The organism is Microvirga guangxiensis (assembly GCF_900102135.1).
Taxonomy (GTDB): Bacteria; Pseudomonadota; Alphaproteobacteria; order Rhizobiales; family Beijerinckiaceae; genus Microvirga; species Microvirga guangxiensis.
In genome coordinates this window covers 511,410-530,218 of sequence record NZ_FMVJ01000002.1, presented here as the reverse complement: position 1 = coordinate 530,218, position 18,809 = coordinate 511,410, and the positions used below count along the sequence as shown (strand labels likewise).

Genomic DNA, 18,809 nt, shown 5'->3' with positions numbered 1-18,809 from the left:
CGACCGGGTGAGACCTCAAACCAGTGAAGCGCAGTTCCAATTCTCCCGAGCGGTTAGAACTGAGCCTTGTCCGGCGAGGGCACTCCCTCACCCCTGCCCCTCTCCCACCCGGGAGAGGGGATCTGCTGTAGGGCTGTCGTGTTCACTGGAGCAGATGCAGCGCTCCGACTTTACGACCCCCACCCCCACCCCTACCCCTCCCCGCAAGGGGGAGGGAACATGCGTCATTCTCGTCTTGCTGATTTAGCCTCCGCTCCGCAGCCCTAGGATGACGCATGATCTCCCGTAATCTCATCCACCGAGGCCGGGTTCGGTTGCGCAATCCTGGAATGTCTCTCCTCCATCCTCGCGTTCCCGACCCCGTCCACCTCGCATTGACTTTCCCCCGTCCAACCCTCATATGAACCGCACGGCGTCAGCGCTCGAACCACGAGCCGCTTGAGCGGGACTGCGTGACGGAAATTCGCACCACAGCGAAAGCCCGGTCCCCTTCTTCAATCGCTTGACCCATACGACGGCCCCATCACGCGGGTTGTCGCCTTGAGAGCCCTGAAGCGCCTTAGCTTAACAACAAGCCGAACCAGCTTTGCGGCTCACCGCATCCGTTCGAAAGATTGACTTTGACACTCTTTACCGATTTCGGATTGGCCCAGCCGATCCTGAAGGCCTTGTCCGCTGAGGGCTATGAGAAGCCCACGCCGATCCAGGCCCAGACCATCCCCTATGCCATGGAAGGCCGCGACGTGTGCGGCATTGCGCAGACGGGTACCGGCAAGACCGCGGCCTTCGCGCTGCCGATCCTGCACCGCCTCAACGCAAACCCGAAGCCGCGCAAGCCCAAGAGCCCGCGTGTGCTCGTGCTCAGCCCGACCCGCGAGCTGTCCGGCCAGATCGCCGACAGCTTCAAGGCCTATGGCCGCAACCTGCGCCTCACCACGGAAGTGGTGTTCGGCGGCGTCACCATCTCCCGCCAGGAGAAGGCGCTGGCCCAAGGCGTCGACGTGCTCGTCGCAACGCCCGGCCGTCTCATCGACCTCGTGGACCGCAAGTCGCTCTTCCTCCGCGACATCGAGATCCTCGTCCTCGACGAGGCCGACCAGATGCTCGATCTCGGCTTCATCCATGCGCTCAAGCGCATCGTGACGCTGCTGCCGAAGGACCGCCAGAGCCTGTTCTTCTCGGCCACCATGCCGAAGACGATCTCGACTCTCGCGGACTCGTTCCTGCGCGATCCCGCCCATGTGGCGGTGACGCCCGTCGCCACCACTGCCGAGCGCGTGGAGCAGAGCGTCATCTTCGTGCAGACGAACCGCAAGCAGGTTCTGCTCGAGACGCTCCTGCGCGACCCGGCGATCGACCGCGTGCTCGTCTTCACCCGCACCAAGCACGGCGCGGACAAGGTGGTGCGCGGCCTCGACAAGGCTGGCATCTCGGGTGCCGCCATTCACGGCAACAAGTCGCAGCCGCAGCGCGAGCGCGCGCTCGCCGGTTTCCGTGACGGTTCGTGCCGCGTGCTCGTCGCCACCGACATCGCCGCGCGCGGCATCGACGTGGAAGGCGTGACGCACGTCATCAACTACGACCTGCCGAATGTGCCTGAATCTTACGTCCACCGCATCGGCCGCACGGCCCGCGCCGGCGCGACGGGTCTCGCCATCTCGTTCTGCAACGACGAGGAAAAGGCGTACCTGAAGGACATCGAGAAGCTGACGCGTCTGAAGGTGCCGGTGATGCCGCTGCCGGAAGGCCTGCCTGCCGCTTCCGCTCCGTCCGAGGGTGGGGAGCGTCGCGAACATCAGCGCGGCCGTCCGGCTCCGCATGCTCGCGGCCATCAGGGTCACGGCCAGTCGCGCAGCAGCGATCCGAATGCCGACAAGGGTCCCAAGCGCCGTCCCCGTCGTGGCGGCAAGCCCGCCGGTGGACAGCCGCAGGGCGGTCATCCCGCAGGCCAGCAGCAGCGTCCTGCGCAGGGCAAGCCAGCTCAAGGCCAGCGTTCGCAGCAGCCTCAGCGCGCAGCGCAGGGCAAGCCCGCGCAGCGCTCCGAAGGACGCCGCGGCGATGGCGCTCAGGTGGCCTGGCTCGAAAAGAGCCCGCGCCGTCGCTGATTGAAAATGGAAAAGGCGCCGCGAGGCGCCTTTTTTATTGCCGAATGTCCTCAGTGGTACGGATCCGCCGCGTCGCGCAATCCGTCGCCCATGAAGTTGAAGGCGAGCACCACGACGATCACCGGCACCATGGGGAAGAGCAGCCACGGATGAAGCTGCACGGCGGCGAGGTTCTGCGCCTCGTTGAGCAATACGCCCCAGCTCGTCACCGGCGGACGAAGGCCCAGCCCCAAGAAGGAGAGGGCGGTTTCGCCGAGGATCATGGACGGGATGGAGAGCGTCGCGGACGCGATCAGGTGACTCATGAAGTTCGGGATGAGATGGCGCGCGATGACGCGCTGCTTGGAAGCGCCCATCAGCTCGGCGGCCTTCACGAAATCCTCTTCGCGCAGCGACAACAGCTTCGAGCGCACTGCGCGTGCGAGGCCGGGCCAGTCGAGCAGTCCGAGAATGATCGTGATGCCGAAGAAGACGAGGATCGGACTCCAGTTCGCAGGCAGCGCGGCTGAGAGCGCGAGCCACAGCGGCAATTCCGGCAGAGAGCGCAGAATCTCGATCATGCGCTGGATCACGTGATCGACCCAGCCGCCGAGATAGCCGGCCAATCCGCCGAAGAAGAGACCGAGCGTGAACGATACGGCGATGCCGATGAGGCCGATGGTGAGCGAGATGCGCGCCCCGTAGATGATGCGCGAGAACAGGTCGCGCCCGAGCCGGTCGGTTCCGAGAATGAACATGGTGCCGTTCTCGGGCGGGCAGACGAGATGGACGTTGGTGTTCCAGACGCCCCAGAACTCGTAGGCATCGGCCCGGCAGAAAAACCGGATCGGCTGGGGCTGGGACGTATCGACCGTGTAAACGCGCCGGAACGTCTCGATATCGAAGCTGTATTTGTAAGGATAGACGAACGGGCCGACGAAGCGCCCCTCGTGCATCAGGTGGATGCCCTGCGGCGGCGCATACAGGAAATCGCCGTTGCGCTTGGTCTGGTTGTAGGGCGCGATCACCTCGACGAAAGGCACCATGAGGTAGAAGGCGAGCAGGACGAAGGCTGCGGCGAGGGCGACCTTGTGGCGGCGAAACTTCCACCATATGAGCTGCCAGGACGACGCGCGGTAGAAATCTTCGTTCTCCGTGCCGATAGGCTCCGTCGTGCCCGGATCGAAGGGCGAGGGATCGACGTAGTGACGTGTGCGGAGCAGGGTGTTCATCGCGCGCCTCCCATGCGGATGCGCGGATCGATCCAGGCAAGCAGAATGTCCGAGATCAGCATGCCGACCACGGTGAGCAGCGCCACGAACATCAGGATGAATCCGGCGAGGAACTGATCCTGGTTCTTAAGCGCGCTGAGCAGAATGGGGCCGACGGTGGGAAGGCTCAGGACGAGCGACACCAGCACCGAGCCCGAGACCAGATGCGGCAGCAGGTTGCCGATATCGGCGATGAAGGGATTGAGCGACATGCGGAAGGGATATTTCAGCAGCGCCTTCGTGGGGCCGAGTCCCTTGGCCTTCGCCGTCACGTAATACTGCTTGCCGAGCTCATCGAGCAGGTTCGCGCGCATGCGCCGGATCATGGAGGCGGTGCCCGCAAGGCCGATCACGATTGTGGGCACGATGAGATGGGACAGAAGAGACCTGATCTTGTCCCAGGTCCACGGCTCGCCCGCATATTTGGCATCGTAGAGGCCGCCGATGGAAACGCCGAACCAGCGGTTCAGGTAATAGAGCAGGATGAGGGCGAGCAGGAAGCTCGGCGTGGCGAGACCGATATAGCCGATGAAGGTCGCGATATAATCCCCGATCGAATATTGCCGCGTCGCCGAATAGATCGCGATGGGGATCGCGACCACGTGGATGAAGACCACCGCCGCGAGGTTCACCAGAAGCGTGAGCCACAGCGCATCGCCCACGACGTCCACCACCGGCTTGTCATATTCGAACGACCAGCCCCAGTCGCCCTGCAGCAGGCCTGAAAAGCCGTTGGGGCCGGGCATCGCACCGATCCAGATCAGGTACTGCTCCCAGGCCGGACGGTCGAGGCCGTATTGCTTGATCAGGAACTCCGCCTTCGCAATGGCGGCGTTGTCTCCCTGCGCCCGCAGCTCCTGGATCAGGTTCGACAGGAAGTCTCCCGGCGGCAGCTTGATGATGAAGAAGACGAGGGCCGAGATGATGAACAGCGTGACGGCCATGGTCACAAGGCGACGCAACAGGAAGCTGATCATCGACGGGCCTCTTTGCCAGCAGCCTTGTTCCAGTAGATCTCATCGACCCGGTAGATGCCGAGCATGGCCGTGGGCTCCCAGGAGTAAAGCGCCTTCGCCGGCAGGCCCTGAAGGCCGTTGCGGGTGACGATGGGCTGCAGGGCGCCTGCCACCGTGCCGATCACCCATTGGTTCTCCACGTGGTTGCGCAGCATCTCCCGCCAGGCCTGCTCCTGCACCGCCTCGTCGGCCGTCGTCATCCAGGTCTCGTACAATTCCAGCAACCGCTTTGCCTCGGGCAGATCGACCGCCTCGCCATTCGCGCCTTTCGTCTCGACGTGCTGACCCCATTTCGGCCAGGTGTAGTTGTCCTGGCGCATGGGGGCGTATTCCGTCGGCGGCATGATGGCGGTGGGAATGGCGTTGTCGAAACCGGGAGCGGCCACCATCACGGTCAGCCCCGCGAAGGAGCGATTGCGCAGGACGGTGCGGTCCTGCGGCTTCACGAAAAGACGCACGCCGATCTCGCGCCAGAACTCGCCGATCAACGTCAGGCCATCGACCACGAGGCTGCTCTCGCCGTCCGTCTCGACGATGATTTCCAGCTCGCGCCCATCGGGCAGCAGGCGGAAGCCCGCGCCGTTGCGCTTCGTCAGGCCCATCTCGTCGAGAAGGCGCGACGCCTCAGTCGGATCGTATTGGGCGTTGTGCGTGCGCAGTTCTTCCGAGAAGAGGGGACTTTCCGGCACCACCGTGTTGTTGCCCTCCGTGCCGAGACCGAAGAGCAGGGCGTTGTTCAGGGTCTTGCGGTCGATGCCGAGCGACAGGGCACGGCGGAAGCGCACATCGCGGTTGAGCTGACGCCAGACCGGATCGACGGTGTTGAGGTTGGGATAGAGCGCGAGCTCCGTCCCCCGGGCGTAGGGCCAGATCAGAGTCTCGTAGCCCTGCATCTTCTCGCCTTCCTTGAGCACCGGAATGTCGCTCATGGTAATGCCGCGGAACAAAAGATCCGTTTCGCCGGCATTGGCTTTCGCCGCGAACAGGCCGGGGGCGGAGACATCCATGACGATGCGGTCGACATAAGGAAGCTGGTGCCCCTGCTTGTCGATGCGGTGATAATAGGGATTTCGCTCGAACACGAAGCGATTGGCGGGCGCCGCGTTCGTCACGCGCCAGGGCATGAGGGTCGGCAGATCCGGATTCGTCTGCTCCTTCATGTCGTCCATGCGGTTGTGAAGGGCGGCCCAGGATTTCAGCTTCTGCTGCTTGGCCTTTTCCTCGAGCGCCTTCTTGTCCGCATACTTTCCATGAAACTGCTTGAGATATGCGGAAGCTCTGTAGATCGCCGGATCGAGGGCTCCCGCGAGTTGCGGCAGGAAGCGCGGATTGGGTTTGTCCCAGCTGTAGCGGATCGTGCGCTCGTCGATCACCTCAAAGCGCGGAGGCTTTCCGTCCACCAGCATGAACTCGGGCGGACCGGCGGGCGAGAGCTCCTTGTTGAACGCGATGTCTTCCCAGTAATAGCGGAAGTCCTCGGCCGTGAACGGGGTGCCGTCCGACCAGCGATGCCCGGCACGCAGCGTGAAGGTGAAAACCTGATCGTTCTGCGCGTCGAACTTCTCCAGCAGGTCAGGCTGCAGCTGCAGGTGCCTGTCGTAGCCCACGAGGCGCGTATAGGAATAGGTCGAGATGTAGCGGATATCGCGAGCGCGCGGCACGAGGGTTACGATCTCGCCGCCGGGCTGGCCTGCGGCCTCGACCACGAGCGGCGCCGATGGAACGCGCTCTGCAACAGGCGGGAGCGTCTTCGCCTGGTCCTTGAAGAATGGCGTTTCCTGCATCGTCTGTGCGAAGAGCGGCAAGGGGAGCAGGCCCACGACAAATGTGGCGACAAGAAATTTCAACCTCGGGGCCTGGCCTATAAAGCGCGAGCGACTCTCCTCCCCCCTGTGGGGAGGAGTGGGAGGTGGGGGTGTGAGCGCCAAGATCTCAGAACGTGACGCCGACAGCCCCGCCCTGGCCCTCCCCACAAGGGGGAGGGGAATCTGCGTCATGACTTTTAGTGACCAGCTCCTCAGTAAGTTTAGCATTATGCTGCCTCCTGAGTTCTTGCTCGCCCCATGCGAACCTTGTGGCCGGGCTCGATCTCCTGCATCACGCCGAACTCGCCGTCGGGAATGCGGAAAGGCTCCGGCCATTGAGCGGGGTTGGAGAAGCGGTCGGCGCGCAGCTTCGCGAAGTCGAGAGGGCGGTCGAGGTCCGGATCAGGCACCGCGGCGAGAAGCGCCTGCGTGTAGGGATGAACCGGATTGCGGAAGAGCGAGGATTTCGGCGCTTCCTCGACGATGTAGCCCCGGCACATCACCGCGATGGTGTCGGCGATGTAGTCCACGACGGCGAGATTGTGCGATACGAAGAGGTAGGAGAGCCCGAGGGCCGATTGCAGATCCTTGAGCAGGTTCAGAACCTGCGCCTGCACGGAAACGTCGAGGGCGGAAACCGGCTCGTCGCACAACAGCACGCGGGGTTCGAGAGCCAACGCGCGGGCAATGCCGAGACGCTGGCGCTGCCCTCCCGAGAAGGAATGCGGATAGCGGCGGAGAGAGCGCTGGTCGAGGCCCACCATGTCGAGCAGCTGCTTCACGCGCTCGTAGCGCTCGTCCGGCGTGCCGATATTGTGGATGCGCAGGGGCTCGGTGAGGATCTCGTAGACCGTCATGCGCGGGTTGAGCGACGAGAACGGATCCTGGAAGATGAACTGCACGGAGCGGCGATAGGCGGTCAGGGCATCGCCTTCGAGCTGGTGGACGTCCTTCGGGCCCGTGCCGTCGTCGAACAGCACCCGGCCCGCGTCCGGCTGAAGCGCGCGCATGATCATCTTGGACACGGTGGTCTTGCCGCATCCGGATTCGCCGACGAGGCCAAGCGTCTTGCCGACGGGCAGCGTGAGATCGACCTCGTTGACGGCGTGGATCGTCCTCGGTTTGCCGAAGAAGCGGCCGGAGCGCAGGGTGAAGCATTTCGTCAGCCCTTCGGCCTTGAGGATCGAGCCTTGAGGCTGCGGTCTTTCGGGCGCATGAGCACTCTCCAGCGTCGCGCTCCTGACCTCGCGGATCGGTGTGAGGCGTTCATGCTCCGCCATGGCGAAACGCGGCACGGCGCGCATGAGCGCCTTGAGATAGGGATGCTGGGCGCTGCGGAAGATGTCCTCCCGCGAGCCTCTCTCCATGACCCGGCCGCGATACATCACCACCACATCGTCGGCGATGTTCGCCACTACGCCGAGATCGTGGGTGATCAGCAGCACCGACATGCCGGTCTCGGCCTGAAGCTCCTTGATGAGGTCGAGAATCTGGGCCTGCGTCGTGACGTCGAGCGCGGTGGTCGGCTCGTCCGCTATCAGCAGGGCGGGGCGCGTGATCAACGCCATGGCGATCATGGCGCGTTGGCGCAATCCTCCCGAGAGCTCGAAGGGATAGGTGCGCAGGGCCCGCTTCGGGTCGGGAAAGCCGACGCGCGCCAGCACCTCCATGGTGCGCTGCAGCGCCTTGGCCTTGCTCACATCCGCGTGGATCAGCAGCGCTTCCGAAATCTGGTCGCCGATGGTGTGGAGCGGCGAGAGCGAGGTCATCGGCTCCTGGAAGATCATGGCGATGCGCCCGCCACGAAGCAGGTGCATGGCCTCTCCCTCGGGCTTGAGGGCCGCAATGTCGATGGGAGCCTGCAGGGCCGGATCGTTGAAGACGACGGAGCCGCCGGCGATCCGCGCCTTCTTGGGCAGGATCTGAAGAATGGCCTGGGCCGTCACCGATTTGCCGGAACCGGATTCACCCACGAGCGCCACCGTCCTGCCCTTCGGGATGTCGAAGGTCAGGCCATCCACCGCCCGGAAATCTCCGGTGTCGGTGTGGAAATCGACCGTCAGCTGACGGATCGACAGGAGCGGCGCTTCCATAGGCTTCTCCAGCAAGCACTCATCATAACGCATCAGGCCAAGGTTGTGATCCTGTTTCTCGCTGAAAACACGTCGACAGGGCTGAGGATGGGAGCACCCTTCGCGAGGAGGTGCGTCATCAGCTCCTCGCAAAAGGACCAGATGACTTCATCATGCACCAGATGATGGGTCAGGAGCCCTATCGGTTCCTCTGCATCCGCATCGCCTGAGATCCTGCGCTCGATGGCTGTGGCCAGCTTCGCAATGATCGCGACTGGCTCGATCAGGCTCCTCGTGCCGTGCCAGTCGATAGGGTCGAGGTGGGTATTGACCTGCAAGGGTCCCCTGGCGGGAAAGGCGATCCTGCGCTCATTGAAGCAGGAGAGCGCGGCAAAGCCCAGGCGGTGCAGGTGAGGCACCAGCCCGGAGGCGATCCGGTTCCAGGGCGGGACGAAGACGGGAAGGAGCTTGGAGCCAAGCCTCTCACGAGCAACAAGGAGCGACTGCTCCGCTTCCCCGGCCATGATCTCGATGGAGCGGTGAGCGCCGAACTCCGCCTTCTTCTCGCCAGTCGGAGCATGGTTGGCATGCGACCAGCCATGAACCAGGGCGAAGGCCGAGTGCTCGTTGTCCAAGCGCGAGGCCAGCGACGGCTCGAGACGTTGGGGGATGGCAGCAAGCGCGACACTTGCCTCCGCGCTGCGGCTCAAGGAGAGAAGGCGGTCGAGCTGGGGCGTGTCCGCCACCGCGTCGTCATCGCGCCACCAGAACCGGACAGGACAGCCGCGATCTCTGGCATGGCCGAGCGCGCGGTCTACGGGCGACCAATCGATACGGCGGTGAAGGGCAGGGCGGGGAGGATCGAGGCCCTCCGTGATGGCGACCGTCCGGCGGGCCCCATCGAGCGCGATATCGGGGGGCAGCGATGGTTCTTGCGACAGGCTGCGATGCACGGCCTCGATAAGGCTGCGAGGAGAGAGAGCGGCCTCCCGCACGATCTCGGCGAGACCGAGCGCCTGCAGTCGTTCCGCACGCAGGCGCTGCTCGGTTTCGTGGCCTGCTTCGAACGGCACGAGAACGGCTTTCACGTTGCTGCGCAGAAGATCGACGGCTGTGTTGTAGCCGGCTTGGCTGATGGAGAGTTCGGCCTGAGCCAGCAGGGCGCGGAAGTCGGGCCGTGCCCGCTCGACAATCACATGGGAAGGGGCGCTGTCGCGCAGCGCCGTGAACTCTGCCTCCGCGACGCCGCGCCCGATCAGGATGCGCCAGGGCCTGTCGATCAGCTCCTGTGCCGCCGCAATGGCCGTGCGGTAGAGCGGCAGGCTTGCCGCGCTCGATCCGCCGGAGACGAGAATGCCTTCCCGCTCCGTCTGCTCCAAGGCTTTCGGATTCTCATCCACGTAACCGGTGTAGCGAATGAGCGGACGGATGCGCTCGTCCACGGGCCATGTGGCCTCCAGGGGCACGATCTGCGGATCGCCATGGACGAGGATGGCGTCGTAGCTTTCGAGAATGCGTGCATGCGTCTCCTCGATGCGCTCGGGCTTCGAGGGGGCCGCAAGAATATCGCGGATCGAGCACAGGACGAGCGGTCGCGGATCCTGCCTTCTCGCTTCATCGAGAAGCATTGTGAACTCGTCCGCCAGAACGCGGCGGCCGAAGGGAAAGAGTTCGGTGATGACGATGTCGGGACGGAATGCTCTCAACGTATCGAGAAGCTGGATGCGCCTGTCCGCCAGCCGGAAGTTGTGAACCGGAGCACCGTCCTCGTCGAGCAGATTCTTGAAGTCGGTGCCGACGATGCGCACGGGCGGCAATTGAACGAAGGCGACATTGTCGAGACCGGCGGGTTGAAGAGGCCCGCCTCCCGAAACCAGCGTGACCGTGTGCCCCGACTCGGCGAAGGCGCGGGCGAGGGCTGCGGCGCGCGTGAGATGCCCCGCGCCCAGAAGATGCGTGACGACGATCAGGACGCGCAAGTTCGTGCTCCTTCTGGCGTCACTAGCAAGCACAGAGCCTCGCGCAATCGCAAGGCTGCGCTGTCAAGATCGCGCTCCTCAGCAACGAAACGTTGCGCGTGGTGTCCGAGCGCCAGAAGCCGCTCAGGATGTTCAAGAAGGTTTCTCATTCCATCCGCGAAAGCTGTGACATCGCCGGGCAAGGTCAACAGGCCCGTCTCGTCATGTCTCACCACGCTGGCGACGCCCCCGAAATTACCGGCGACGACGGAACATCCGAAAAGCTGGGCCTCCAGGAGCACCATGCCGTAGGCCTCGTTGACCGCGGGCCAGACGAACAGGTCGGCCCCTTGATAGAGGGAAGCGAGATCCTCCTGCCTCTCGATGGCTCCATGAAAGCGCACGCGCTCCGCGAAGGGTTCAAACATGCGTTCGATCCCGGCACGCGCTTCCCCATCGCCGACGATGTCGAGCGTCCAGGGAAGGTCGGCGATGCGCTCGAGCGCGCTCGCCAGGATGCGGTAGGAGGCGTGCTTGTCGCCGTCCCTCATCATCGCGACGGTCAGGAGGCGCGGTGCGCCGGATCGTTTCGAAGGGGAGGGCCTGGGCCATTCATCCGCATCGACGAAAGGTAGCAGGTCGATCAGCGCTTGATGGGCGGGACGCGCCTTCTCCAGCGCAACGCGGTCCTTGTGCGTCATCACGAGAATGGCGTTCGCTGAATCGAGGGCTTTTTCCGCGCCCTGGTGCCCCAGCGCCCATGGTCCCTCAGCACGCTTGGAGGCCCGCGAGCCTTCCGCAATCACGTATGGAATGTTCAGCGCTTCGCAGACCTGCGGGCCGATCCAGTCGGGAGCCTTGTAGTAGACGTGATAGGTGAACCACAGGGCAGGCCGCTCCTCCTTCGGCAGAGCGGAATAATGCGCGATGAGGCGGGATGCTTCGACGAGCGATTGCTGCTTGAGGTTCTCCTGAACCTGCTTGTCGCCGGCCTTGTCGAGGGTTCGCAATTCGCTCGCGAGCTGCGGTGCGAAGCCTGCGCGGTCGAGAGCCTTGACGAGAAGGCGCGCCATGGTGCGATCGCCCGATGGGAGAGGGTGGTTCGGGCTCTTCAACGGGGCATAGAACGCAACAGGTCGCTTGTCGCTCACACCGGCTCCGGCTTTGTTTGCTGATGGCCGACAAGCGCGCGGAAGCGCGTTTCCAGCATGTCGATGCCGCCTTCCATCGAGAAGTCGCTGCGAAGGCGGCTGAACGCGGCATCACCCAGGCTCTTGCGCGCATGAGGTTCGCGGGCGAGGAGGTTGAGCGCATTCGACAGGGCTTCCCAATCGCCGGGCGGCACGAGCCTTCCCTCCACGCCGTCCCGGATGAATTCCGGAATGCCGGCAAAGTCCGTCGCGATGATCGCAAGCCCCTGGCTCGCCGCCTCCATGATCACGTTCGGCAATCCATCCCGATCGCCGGACGCCGCTTTCTTGGAGGGGAGCACGAAGAGGTCGGCCTCGCGCAGCAGGGCAATGATGTCGGGCTGCGCCTTCGATCCGAGAAACGCGACCCTGTCGGCGATGCCCGCCTGCTGCGCCTGCTTCTTGAGGCTCGCGAGAAGCTCGCCTCCGCCCACATGCGCGAAGCGCCAATGCAGATCGCTCGGAAGTGCGGCAAGCGCCTGGATCAGGTCGCCGTAACCTTTCTTCGCCACCGCGCGCCCGACGGATACGATCCGTATCGGGTCCATGGGATTGGCGCCGTCGCGGGCCGGGCGGCTCTCAGGCGGTGCCGGAAAGCGCGACAGGTCGAGGCCGTGATAGGCCAGCGTCATCCGGTCCGGCGTCGACAGAGCCTGCAGATGCTCCACGCCATGGATCGTGCAGGTGACGCCCCACAGGGCTTCCCGCATCTTCTCGCTCTTTTCCCAATCGGGCGTGGTCCAGATGTCCTTGGCATGAGCCGAGAAGGACCAGGTTCGTCCGGTGAGCAGCGCCGCATAGCGCACCACGGAGGCGGGCGTGTGCAGGTAATGAACGTGCAGGTGCTTCACGTCCGCAGGCAGCTCCCGCGCCATGACGAAGGCCTGTCCCAGACGACGCACGCGGTTTGCCGTGAAATCCCGCTTCAGGTCGCGCCAGAAGGCTTTGATCGTTGCGCCGAATCCTTTTCTCCCAAGGCTCCAGCAGGCGCCCTTGAGAACGCGCAAGGGCTCTTCGTAAAGATATTCCGGCAGGTAGGTGACCCGCGCCCTGATCTTCTTGTTCATCGGGTGCACGGCCCGCTCCGTTGGATGGCGGAGGGACCAGATTTCGAGGTCGAGACCGCGTCCTTCGAGCGCCAGGATCTCCTGTGCGATGAACGTCTCGGACAGCCGCGGATAGCCCTTCATGACGATGGCGATCCGCCGGGCTTCAAGTGAAGGAAGCATCAGAAACTTTACTCGGCCGCCTGATGATAGGCAGGCGTCAACTGGATTGCAGACTTGGTGAGAGCCTTAAGCCGCTCCTGAACCCGGTCAAGTCCGTCGAGGAGACCGGGGATGGTCACCTCGGATGGGCGCGGCTGCGAGGAGAGGGCCTTCAAGGCCGCTGCCATGCGCTCCGGCGTGCGCGGCTCATTGTGGTCGCTCAGCATGCGCACGAGGCCGAGGCGCTCGGCTTCGACAGCGCGGATATACTGCTCCAGCCGGGGCTTCGTGCGCGGCACGATAAGGGTTCGCTTGTCGAAGGACAGCGCCTCGCAGAACGTGTTGTACCCGCCCATGGCCACGATGGCGTCGGCCTTCTTCATGAGCCGCTCGATCTTGTTGTCGAAGGACATCACATCGAGCTTCGGCTGCTTGGCGATGCGCTCCACGAAGGCGCGGCGCGTGTCGCGATCGATGAAGGGACCGAAGAGAATGAGGGCGGGCTGCTCCAGGGTCTGATCCGCCTCGTAGGCCGAGATCACCCAGTCGATGAGATCGTCGCCGTCGCCGCCGCCGCCGGTGGTGACGAGGATGAAGGGCTGCTTGGTGATCTTCGGATATTTCGTCAGCGAGGGCGTGGGCGGAATCTCGCGGCGCAGATAGCCGGTATAGGTGATGCGGCGGCTCACTTCCTCCGGCAGGTCGAAGGCCTGGAGCGGCTGATGCACGTCCTTCAGGCCATAGACCCAGATCTCGTCGTAATAGCGGATCAGCGCTTCCCGCGCTCCCTTGCGCTCCCATTCGGGAATGAGAAGGGCGGGCTCGTCCATCACGTCGCGGATGCCCAGCACGAGGCGGCAGCCGACGGCCTGCAGATAGTCGAGAGCCGGGACGACCTCGCCGCGGAAGCCGGTGGGCTCCTTGTCCACGATGAACACGTCAGGCTGGAAAGCCTTCGCGGTCTGGAGAATGAGCGCCTGGCGCAGGCCCACCGCCTCGTCCAGGCTCACGTTGAGATTGAGAGTGCGGTAATCGCCGTCCGGAAGTTTGGTGACGCCCGGAATGCGGATGTAATCGACCCCGCTGCCGAACTCGAAATTGCCGATCACAGGGGAGCCCGAGATGATCACCACCGAGGCGTCGGCATGGTCGCCGACGATGGCATTGGCAAGGGCGCGCGAGCGGCGTAGATGCCCCAGGCCGAACGTATCGTGACTGTAGATCAGAACACGGGGGCCACGGGCAGGACCGGGCCAGATCGTGCGCGGAGCCGGGTCCTTGTTCGCAATGGTCGCCAAATCCGCCATCCGGATGCCCCTTGGCAAAAAGGCGCGTCAGTTGACGACGCGTCTACCGTCTCTACCTGTTCTCATGCCCCCACCGATCAGATAAGGCAGGATCAGAGATCGGGAAGAGGTTCTCTTCAGCTTTGAAGGTTATAACTCTACGGCAATGGAAAAGAGCCTCTTTAGATACATCTGGACTCACTCCAAGCGCGACCAGCTCTTCATATGCTTTGTCGTGCTTTTGTCTCAACCGTTTTATTTCATTTCTCTCGATCTGCCTCGCCGGATCGTGAATGAAGCCATCCAGGGCGAGGCCTTCAAGGACGGGAACGCTACGGCACCCTTCCTTCAAATCCATATCGACTGGCCTCAATGGCTCGGTGGCGGATCGCTCCATCTCTTCGATGGGTTTCAGGTGGGCAGGGTCGGCCTGCTGCTCGGCCTCTCATCCCTGTTCCTGTTTTTCGTGGTCGTGAACAACGGCTTCAAATACTGGATCAACCTCGCCAAGGGCGTCCTTGGAGAGCGGATGCTTCGGCGCATGAGGTTCGAGCTTTTCGCGATGGTGCTGCGCTTCACGCCGGAGGCCCTGCGCACGGTCAAATCCTCGGAGACCGCGACCATCATCAAGGATGAGGTCGAGCCCATCGGCGGGTTCATCGGCGATGCCTTCATCACGCCGGTCCTGCTCGGAATGCAGGCGCTGACGGCGCTGGTCTTCATCATGGTCCAGAACGTCTGGCTCGGCCTCATGGCGCTCGGCGTGATCGCGGTTCAGTTCACCATCATCCCCAAGCTGCGCCGGGAGCTTCTGCGCCTGGGCAAGCAGCGCCAGCTTGCATCCCGCGAGTTGGCGGGCCGCATCGGCGAGGTGCTCGACGGCATCGAGGTTGTGCACGTTCACAATGCCTATGCCTGGGAAAGGGCGGAGATCGGCGGGCGTCTCTTCGGTCTCTTCTCCATCCGCCTGAAGATCTACAACCGGAAATTCGCGGTCAAATTCCTCAACAATTTCCTGTCGCAGGTGACGCCGTTCCTGTTTTACGCCATCGGCGGCTATTTCGCCCTTCGCGGTACGCTCGACATCGGTCAGCTCGTGGCCGTGATCAACGCCTACCGTGAGTTGCCGCCGCCCTTGAAGGAGCTGATCGACTGGGATCAGCAGCGCCTCGACGTGCAGGTGAAATACGATCAGGTCACCCAGCATTTCGCGGAAGAGCGTCTGGGACCGATGATCGAATCCCAGGAGGAGATCGAGGACGAACCTCTGGCCGGGCCCCTCGTGGCGGAAGGGCTCAGCATCAGCGGCCCTCACGGCGATATGATCATCGAGGATGCTTCCTTCTCTCTGGAGCTTCCCACCAATGTGGCGATGATCTCTCCCGGCAGCCCCGCCGCAAGCATCATGGCCCGCGTTCTGGCACGCCGCGTTCCGAATTTCGGCGGACGCATCTGCATCGGCGATCGGGAACTCGTGCGGCTTCCTCCCGCCGTCGTCGGACGCAGGGTCGCCTATGCGGGCGTGGATCCGATCCTTTTCCCCGGCAGCATTCGCGACAATCTCATCTATGGCCTGCGGTTCAGGCCCATGGGCCAGACCGAGGAGGACAGGCGCGAGATGGCGCAGCGCATCGCCGAGGCCGCGCGAACCGGAAATCCGTTCGAGAGCATCTCCGATTGCTGGATCGACTACGAAAGGGTGGGGCTGAAGGACGAGCAGGATCTCGACCGGGTGCTGGTGACCCTTCTGGAGCGCGTCGAGATGGGAGAGGCGATCTACCTGTTCGGGCTTGCGGGCCAGATCGATCCCGAGCGGCACACGGCGCTCGCGGAGCGGGTGGTGGAGGCGCGCCGTCGGCTGCAGGAAAACTTCCGCTCGAACGGAATGGCGGATCTCGTCGAGCCCTTTGACATGGGCCGCTACAACGAACAGGCCACTGTCGCCGAGAACCTCCTGTTCGGCGTTCCGATCTCCGACGAATTCATGGGGCGCAATCTCGCCGACAATCCGCTGTTCCGAAGCGCCATTCATAGGGCAGGGCTCACCGACAAGCTCACCCGGATGGGTCTGGAGATCGCGGAGACCATGACCGAAATCTTCCAGGGGCTGCCGCCGGGCCATTCGCTGTTCGCGCAGTTCTCCTTCATCGGCGCGGAGGAGCTCCCCGAATTCCAGGCCATCCTCCGCCGCCAGTCGAGAAACGGACACAACCTGAAACGGGATGAGAGGACGAGGCTCCTCTCCCTGCCGCTCGCCTATGTCGAGGCCAAGCACCGCCTCGGCCTGCTCGATGACGAGTTGAGGCAGCAGGTCGTCGAGGCCCGCAGCCTGATACGCGAAACCCTCGAGAAGGCGGATGCCACCGGGGTGGAGTTCTACGATCCCGAGAGGATCTGCATGGCTGCGCCCCTGCGGGACAACCTGCTCTTCGGCCGGGTCAATTATCAGGTTGCGGATGCCCGTCATCGGGTCGCGGAAGCCGTCGCCGCCGTCGTCCGGGAACTCGACTTGCTGGAGGATGTGGCGCGGATCGGCCTCGACCACGAAGTGGGAGCCGCGGGCCGGCTTCTGTCGCCGCAGGAACGGGCCAGCGTGAATCTGGTGCGCTGTCTGGTGAAGCGGCCCGACATTCTCATCATCGACGGGGCGCTTGCTCCCTTCGATGAGGAGCGCGCTCACAGGATCCTTCAGGCTCTTCTCGATCATCTTGAACAACAAAGCTTGTTCATGGTGCTGTCCAATGATCGACAGGCCGATGCTTTCGATGTTCAGATGCGCTTTAGCGATGGACGTATTGTCACAGAGAAGGCGGCCGATCCGCAGAGGCGTGCTAAGACGCCTGCGATGGAACCCGCCCCGAGTGTAGCAGGAGAGGTGGCATGACCCTTGAAACCGAGGTCCAGTCCCTGAGGCAGGTGCCGATGTTCCGGGATGTCGATCCGGCTCGCCTGAAGCTTCTGGCCTTCACCAGCGAGCGGGTTCAGTTCGCCGCCGGACAGCGATTCTTCTCGCAAGGAGACCCGTCCGATGCCGCCTATGTGCTCCTCGACGGGCGGGCGAGCGTGCTGCTGAACACGCCGACAGGTGACATTCAGGTGGCTCAATTGTCGGGAAACGCTCTCGTGGGCGAGATGGGCATCCTATCCGACACACCGCGCTCCGCGACGATCATGGCTGCCGAGCCGACCACGGCGCTTCGCATCGACAAGCGGGTTTTTCTCGAGTTGCTGGCCCAATTTCCCCAGATGTCGCTGGCCGTGATGCGCGAATTGGCGCAGCGCCTCGAACGCACGAATGCGCAGCTCGTAGCCCAATCTTCCTGAGCGGAACCCGCAAATTAGGGATTTTTTCCGGGGGAAAAGACGCTCAAAGGGCCTTTTAGACACATTTTTACGGCCAAGCTGACCGATTCTCGACACATCTACCCGTCAACTCTTGTCCCAGAATGACACAAGGGGTGGTTCGAACCCTAAGTCGGACCTTGCGGGAACAAGTGTGATGCCGAGTAATGCAAGAACGCTGCTGTGCGCTGTGCCGCAACCTGTTGCGGACGCGCGGCAAGGTGGCCGCCGCAAGGCGGTTCATGTGGCCCTTGCTCTGGGCCTGATGGTTGGATTCCAGGGGCTGACGGCGGGACCTGCCGCCGTCGCCACTCTGCCGACCGCCATGGTGGACTATAACCACTCTTCCCCGATCAAGCCGTTGGCCGTGACCGCTCCCGTCATTGCCTCCGTGGCCTATGTGCCGGAGCTCGGCAAGCAGCCGGGTCTCTTCAAGGCGATTCTCGACGGGGCGTTCTCGCTGACCAAGAAGACCAAGCCGAAGCCGCAGCACGAGGAAGTGCTGTCGGACATGACCGCCAATCCGGATGAGATCATTCCCTTCAACGGGCGCAACATTCCGCGCTGGCTGGTCCATTCCATCCTCAAGGCCGCGCATGTGACGGGCGTGGACCCGGTCTACATGATGACGCTGGCGGACGTGGAATCGAGCCTCTCGCCCGAGGCCAAGGCTCCGACCTCATCGGCCGAGGGCCTGTTCCAGTTCATCGACCGCACCTGGCTCGAGATCGTCTACATGCATGCGGCCGATTACGGCTTCACCGCCGCCGCAGAGGCCATCCGCATGGTCAACGGCGATCCGGTGGTCAACGACAAGGATCGGGAATGGGTCATGAACCTGCGCACCGATCCCTATTTCTCGGCGCTGATGGCAGGTGAGCTGATCAAGGACGTGGAACGCGCCCTCATCGCTCAAGGCGAGCGCGAGCTGGCGGAAGCCGAGCTCTATCTCGCTCACTTCCTGGGCGCCAGGAGCGCCGTGCGCTTCCTGGAGGTGCTCGACCAGGATCCGAACATGAAGGCCTCCAAGCTCTTCCCGAAAGCCGCGAAGGCGAATACGGGCCTGTTCATGGAAGGCAAGGGCCGCAATCGCCGCCCGGTTTCCGTCGCCGAGCTCTACAACAAGATCGATTCGAAGATCGTTCGCCGCCTGGATCGCTATGAGGGCATCGGCCCCTATCTGGCCGAGATCACGCGCCCGGCCTCGGACGTGACGGAAACGAGCGCGGTCACGCGCTAGAGCGTCCGACCCGAAAGTGGATCGCACTTTCGGGTTTCATCCGACGCTCGGTTCATCAATCTCAGAACGCCTTGAAGGTGATGATGGTGTGCGTGTCGGCGATCTCGGGGATCGACTGCACGTTCTCTGCGATGAAATGGCCGATATCGACGCCGTCATCCACATGGAACTTGGCGAGAATGTCGTAATTGCCGGCGGTCGAGTAGATCTCGGACGCGATTTCCCGGTCGGCGAGGGCGTTGGCGACTGCGTAGGTCTTGCCGAGCTTGCATTTGATCTCGACGAAGAAGGTCTGCATGGGGCGCTCCAGAAGGCGTCGGCTTCAGCAAAGGTGATA

13 protein-coding genes are annotated in these 18,809 nt (G+C 63.4%); 4 read left to right on the top strand and 9 right to left on the bottom strand.

Annotated elements, in window-relative coordinates; all coding sequences use genetic code 11:
* The first annotated feature begins 620 nt into the window (after window positions 1-620).
* Complete coding sequence (locus tag BLP10_RS02520) at window positions 621-2,105, top strand: DEAD/DEAH box helicase (RefSeq protein WP_091129299.1); 1,485 nt, start codon at window positions 621-623, stop codon at window positions 2,103-2,105.
* A gap of 50 nt (window positions 2,106-2,155) precedes the next feature.
* On the opposite strand, the gene BLP10_RS02515 is transcribed toward BLP10_RS02520, so the two are convergent.
* From BLP10_RS02515 to BLP10_RS02480, 8 genes are all read right to left on the bottom strand, one after another.
* Complete coding sequence (locus BLP10_RS02515; protein ID WP_091129295.1) at window positions 2,156-3,316, bottom strand: ABC transporter permease; 1,161 nt, start codon at window positions 3,314-3,316, stop codon at window positions 2,156-2,158.
* Entirely contained in the window at window positions 3,313-4,332 is a 1,020-nt protein-coding gene (locus BLP10_RS02510) for an ABC transporter permease (RefSeq protein ID WP_091129292.1), read from the bottom strand. Before BLP10_RS02510 ends, BLP10_RS02515 begins: the two co-directional genes overlap by 4 nt.
* Complete coding sequence (locus tag BLP10_RS02505) at window positions 4,329-6,218, bottom strand: ABC transporter substrate-binding protein (protein ID WP_244510355.1); 1,890 nt, start codon at window positions 6,216-6,218, stop codon at window positions 4,329-4,331. Before BLP10_RS02505 ends, BLP10_RS02510 begins: the two co-directional genes overlap by 4 nt.
* Before the next feature lie 185 nt (window positions 6,219-6,403).
* Window positions 6,404-8,269, bottom strand: coding sequence for an ABC transporter ATP-binding protein (locus tag BLP10_RS02500; RefSeq protein WP_091129289.1), 1,866 nt, complete (start codon window positions 8,267-8,269; stop codon window positions 6,404-6,406).
* A gap of 32 nt (window positions 8,270-8,301) precedes the next feature.
* Window positions 8,302-10,227: a glycosyltransferase gene (locus BLP10_RS02495; protein WP_091129287.1), complete on the bottom strand. Its 1,926-nt coding sequence runs from the start codon at window positions 10,225-10,227 to the stop codon at window positions 8,302-8,304.
* Window positions 10,215-11,357 (bottom strand): glycosyltransferase family 4 protein, encoded by a 1,143-nt coding sequence (locus BLP10_RS02490; RefSeq protein ID WP_244510354.1) that lies wholly within the window; start codon window positions 11,355-11,357, stop codon window positions 10,215-10,217. The genes BLP10_RS02495 and BLP10_RS02490 overlap by 13 nt, the downstream gene beginning before the upstream one ends.
* A complete protein-coding gene (locus BLP10_RS02485; RefSeq protein WP_091129284.1) occupies window positions 11,354-12,625 on the bottom strand; it encodes a glycosyltransferase in 1,272 nt (423 codons plus the stop codon). Before BLP10_RS02485 ends, BLP10_RS02490 begins: the two co-directional genes overlap by 4 nt.
* 8 nt (window positions 12,626-12,633) lie before the next feature.
* Window positions 12,634-13,911 carry a glycosyltransferase family protein gene (locus tag BLP10_RS02480; protein WP_091129281.1) on the bottom strand — a complete coding sequence of 426 codons (1,278 nt, stop codon included), beginning with the start codon at window positions 13,909-13,911 and terminating at the stop codon, window positions 12,634-12,636.
* Window positions 13,912-14,179: 268 nt separating this feature from the next.
* Here BLP10_RS02480 and BLP10_RS02475 point away from each other — a divergent pair, with 268 nt between their 5' ends.
* The 3 genes from BLP10_RS02475 to BLP10_RS02465 all read left to right on the top strand — a co-directional run bounded on the left by BLP10_RS02475 (window position 14,180) and on the right by BLP10_RS02465 (window position 18,472).
* A complete protein-coding gene (locus BLP10_RS02475; RefSeq protein WP_244510353.1) occupies window positions 14,180-16,774 on the top strand; it encodes an ABC transporter ATP-binding protein/permease in 2,595 nt (864 codons plus the stop codon).
* Window positions 16,771-17,214, top strand: a complete 444-nt coding sequence (locus BLP10_RS02470; protein ID WP_091129273.1) for a Crp/Fnr family transcriptional regulator — start codon at window positions 16,771-16,773, stop codon at window positions 17,212-17,214. Before BLP10_RS02475 ends, BLP10_RS02470 begins: the two co-directional genes overlap by 4 nt.
* Before the next feature lie 175 nt (window positions 17,215-17,389).
* Window positions 17,390-18,472 (top strand): transglycosylase SLT domain-containing protein, encoded by a 1,083-nt coding sequence (locus BLP10_RS02465; RefSeq protein ID WP_091129269.1) that lies wholly within the window; start codon window positions 17,390-17,392, stop codon window positions 18,470-18,472.
* Window positions 18,473-18,533: 61 nt separating this feature from the next.
* On the opposite strand, the gene BLP10_RS02460 is transcribed toward BLP10_RS02465, so the two are convergent.
* The gene (locus BLP10_RS02460) at window positions 18,534-18,770 is read right to left on the bottom strand and encodes an Lrp/AsnC ligand binding domain-containing protein (protein WP_047189580.1); all 237 of its coding nucleotides are present in this window, start codon (window positions 18,768-18,770) and stop codon (window positions 18,534-18,536) included.
* Between the last annotated feature and the right edge of the window lie 39 nt (window positions 18,771-18,809).

Bases quoted from the DNA above. Each gene is read 5' to 3' on its own strand.
- BLP10_RS02470 (WP_091129273.1), top strand. From the start codon at position 16,771: ATGACCCTTGAAACCGAGGTCCAGTCCCTGAGGCAGGTGCCGATGTTC.
- BLP10_RS02500 (WP_091129289.1), bottom strand. From the start codon at position 8,269: ATGGAAGCGCCGCTCCTGTCGATCCGTCAGCTGACGGTCGATTTCCAC.
- BLP10_RS02515 (WP_091129295.1), bottom strand. From the start codon at position 3,316: ATGAACACCCTGCTCCGCACACGTCACTACGTCGATCCCTCGCCCTTC.
- BLP10_RS02465 (WP_091129269.1), top strand. From the start codon at position 17,390: ATGCCGAGTAATGCAAGAACGCTGCTGTGCGCTGTGCCGCAACCTGTT.
- BLP10_RS02460 (WP_047189580.1), bottom strand. From the start codon at position 18,770: ATGCAGACCTTCTTCGTCGAGATCAAATGCAAGCTCGGCAAGACCTAC.
- BLP10_RS02510 (WP_091129292.1), bottom strand. From the start codon at position 4,332: ATGATCAGCTTCCTGTTGCGTCGCCTTGTGACCATGGCCGTCACGCTG.
- BLP10_RS02485 (WP_091129284.1), bottom strand. From the start codon at position 12,625: ATGCTTCCTTCACTTGAAGCCCGGCGGATCGCCATCGTCATGAAGGGC.
- BLP10_RS02480 (WP_091129281.1), bottom strand. From the start codon at position 13,911: ATGGCGGATTTGGCGACCATTGCGAACAAGGACCCGGCTCCGCGCACG.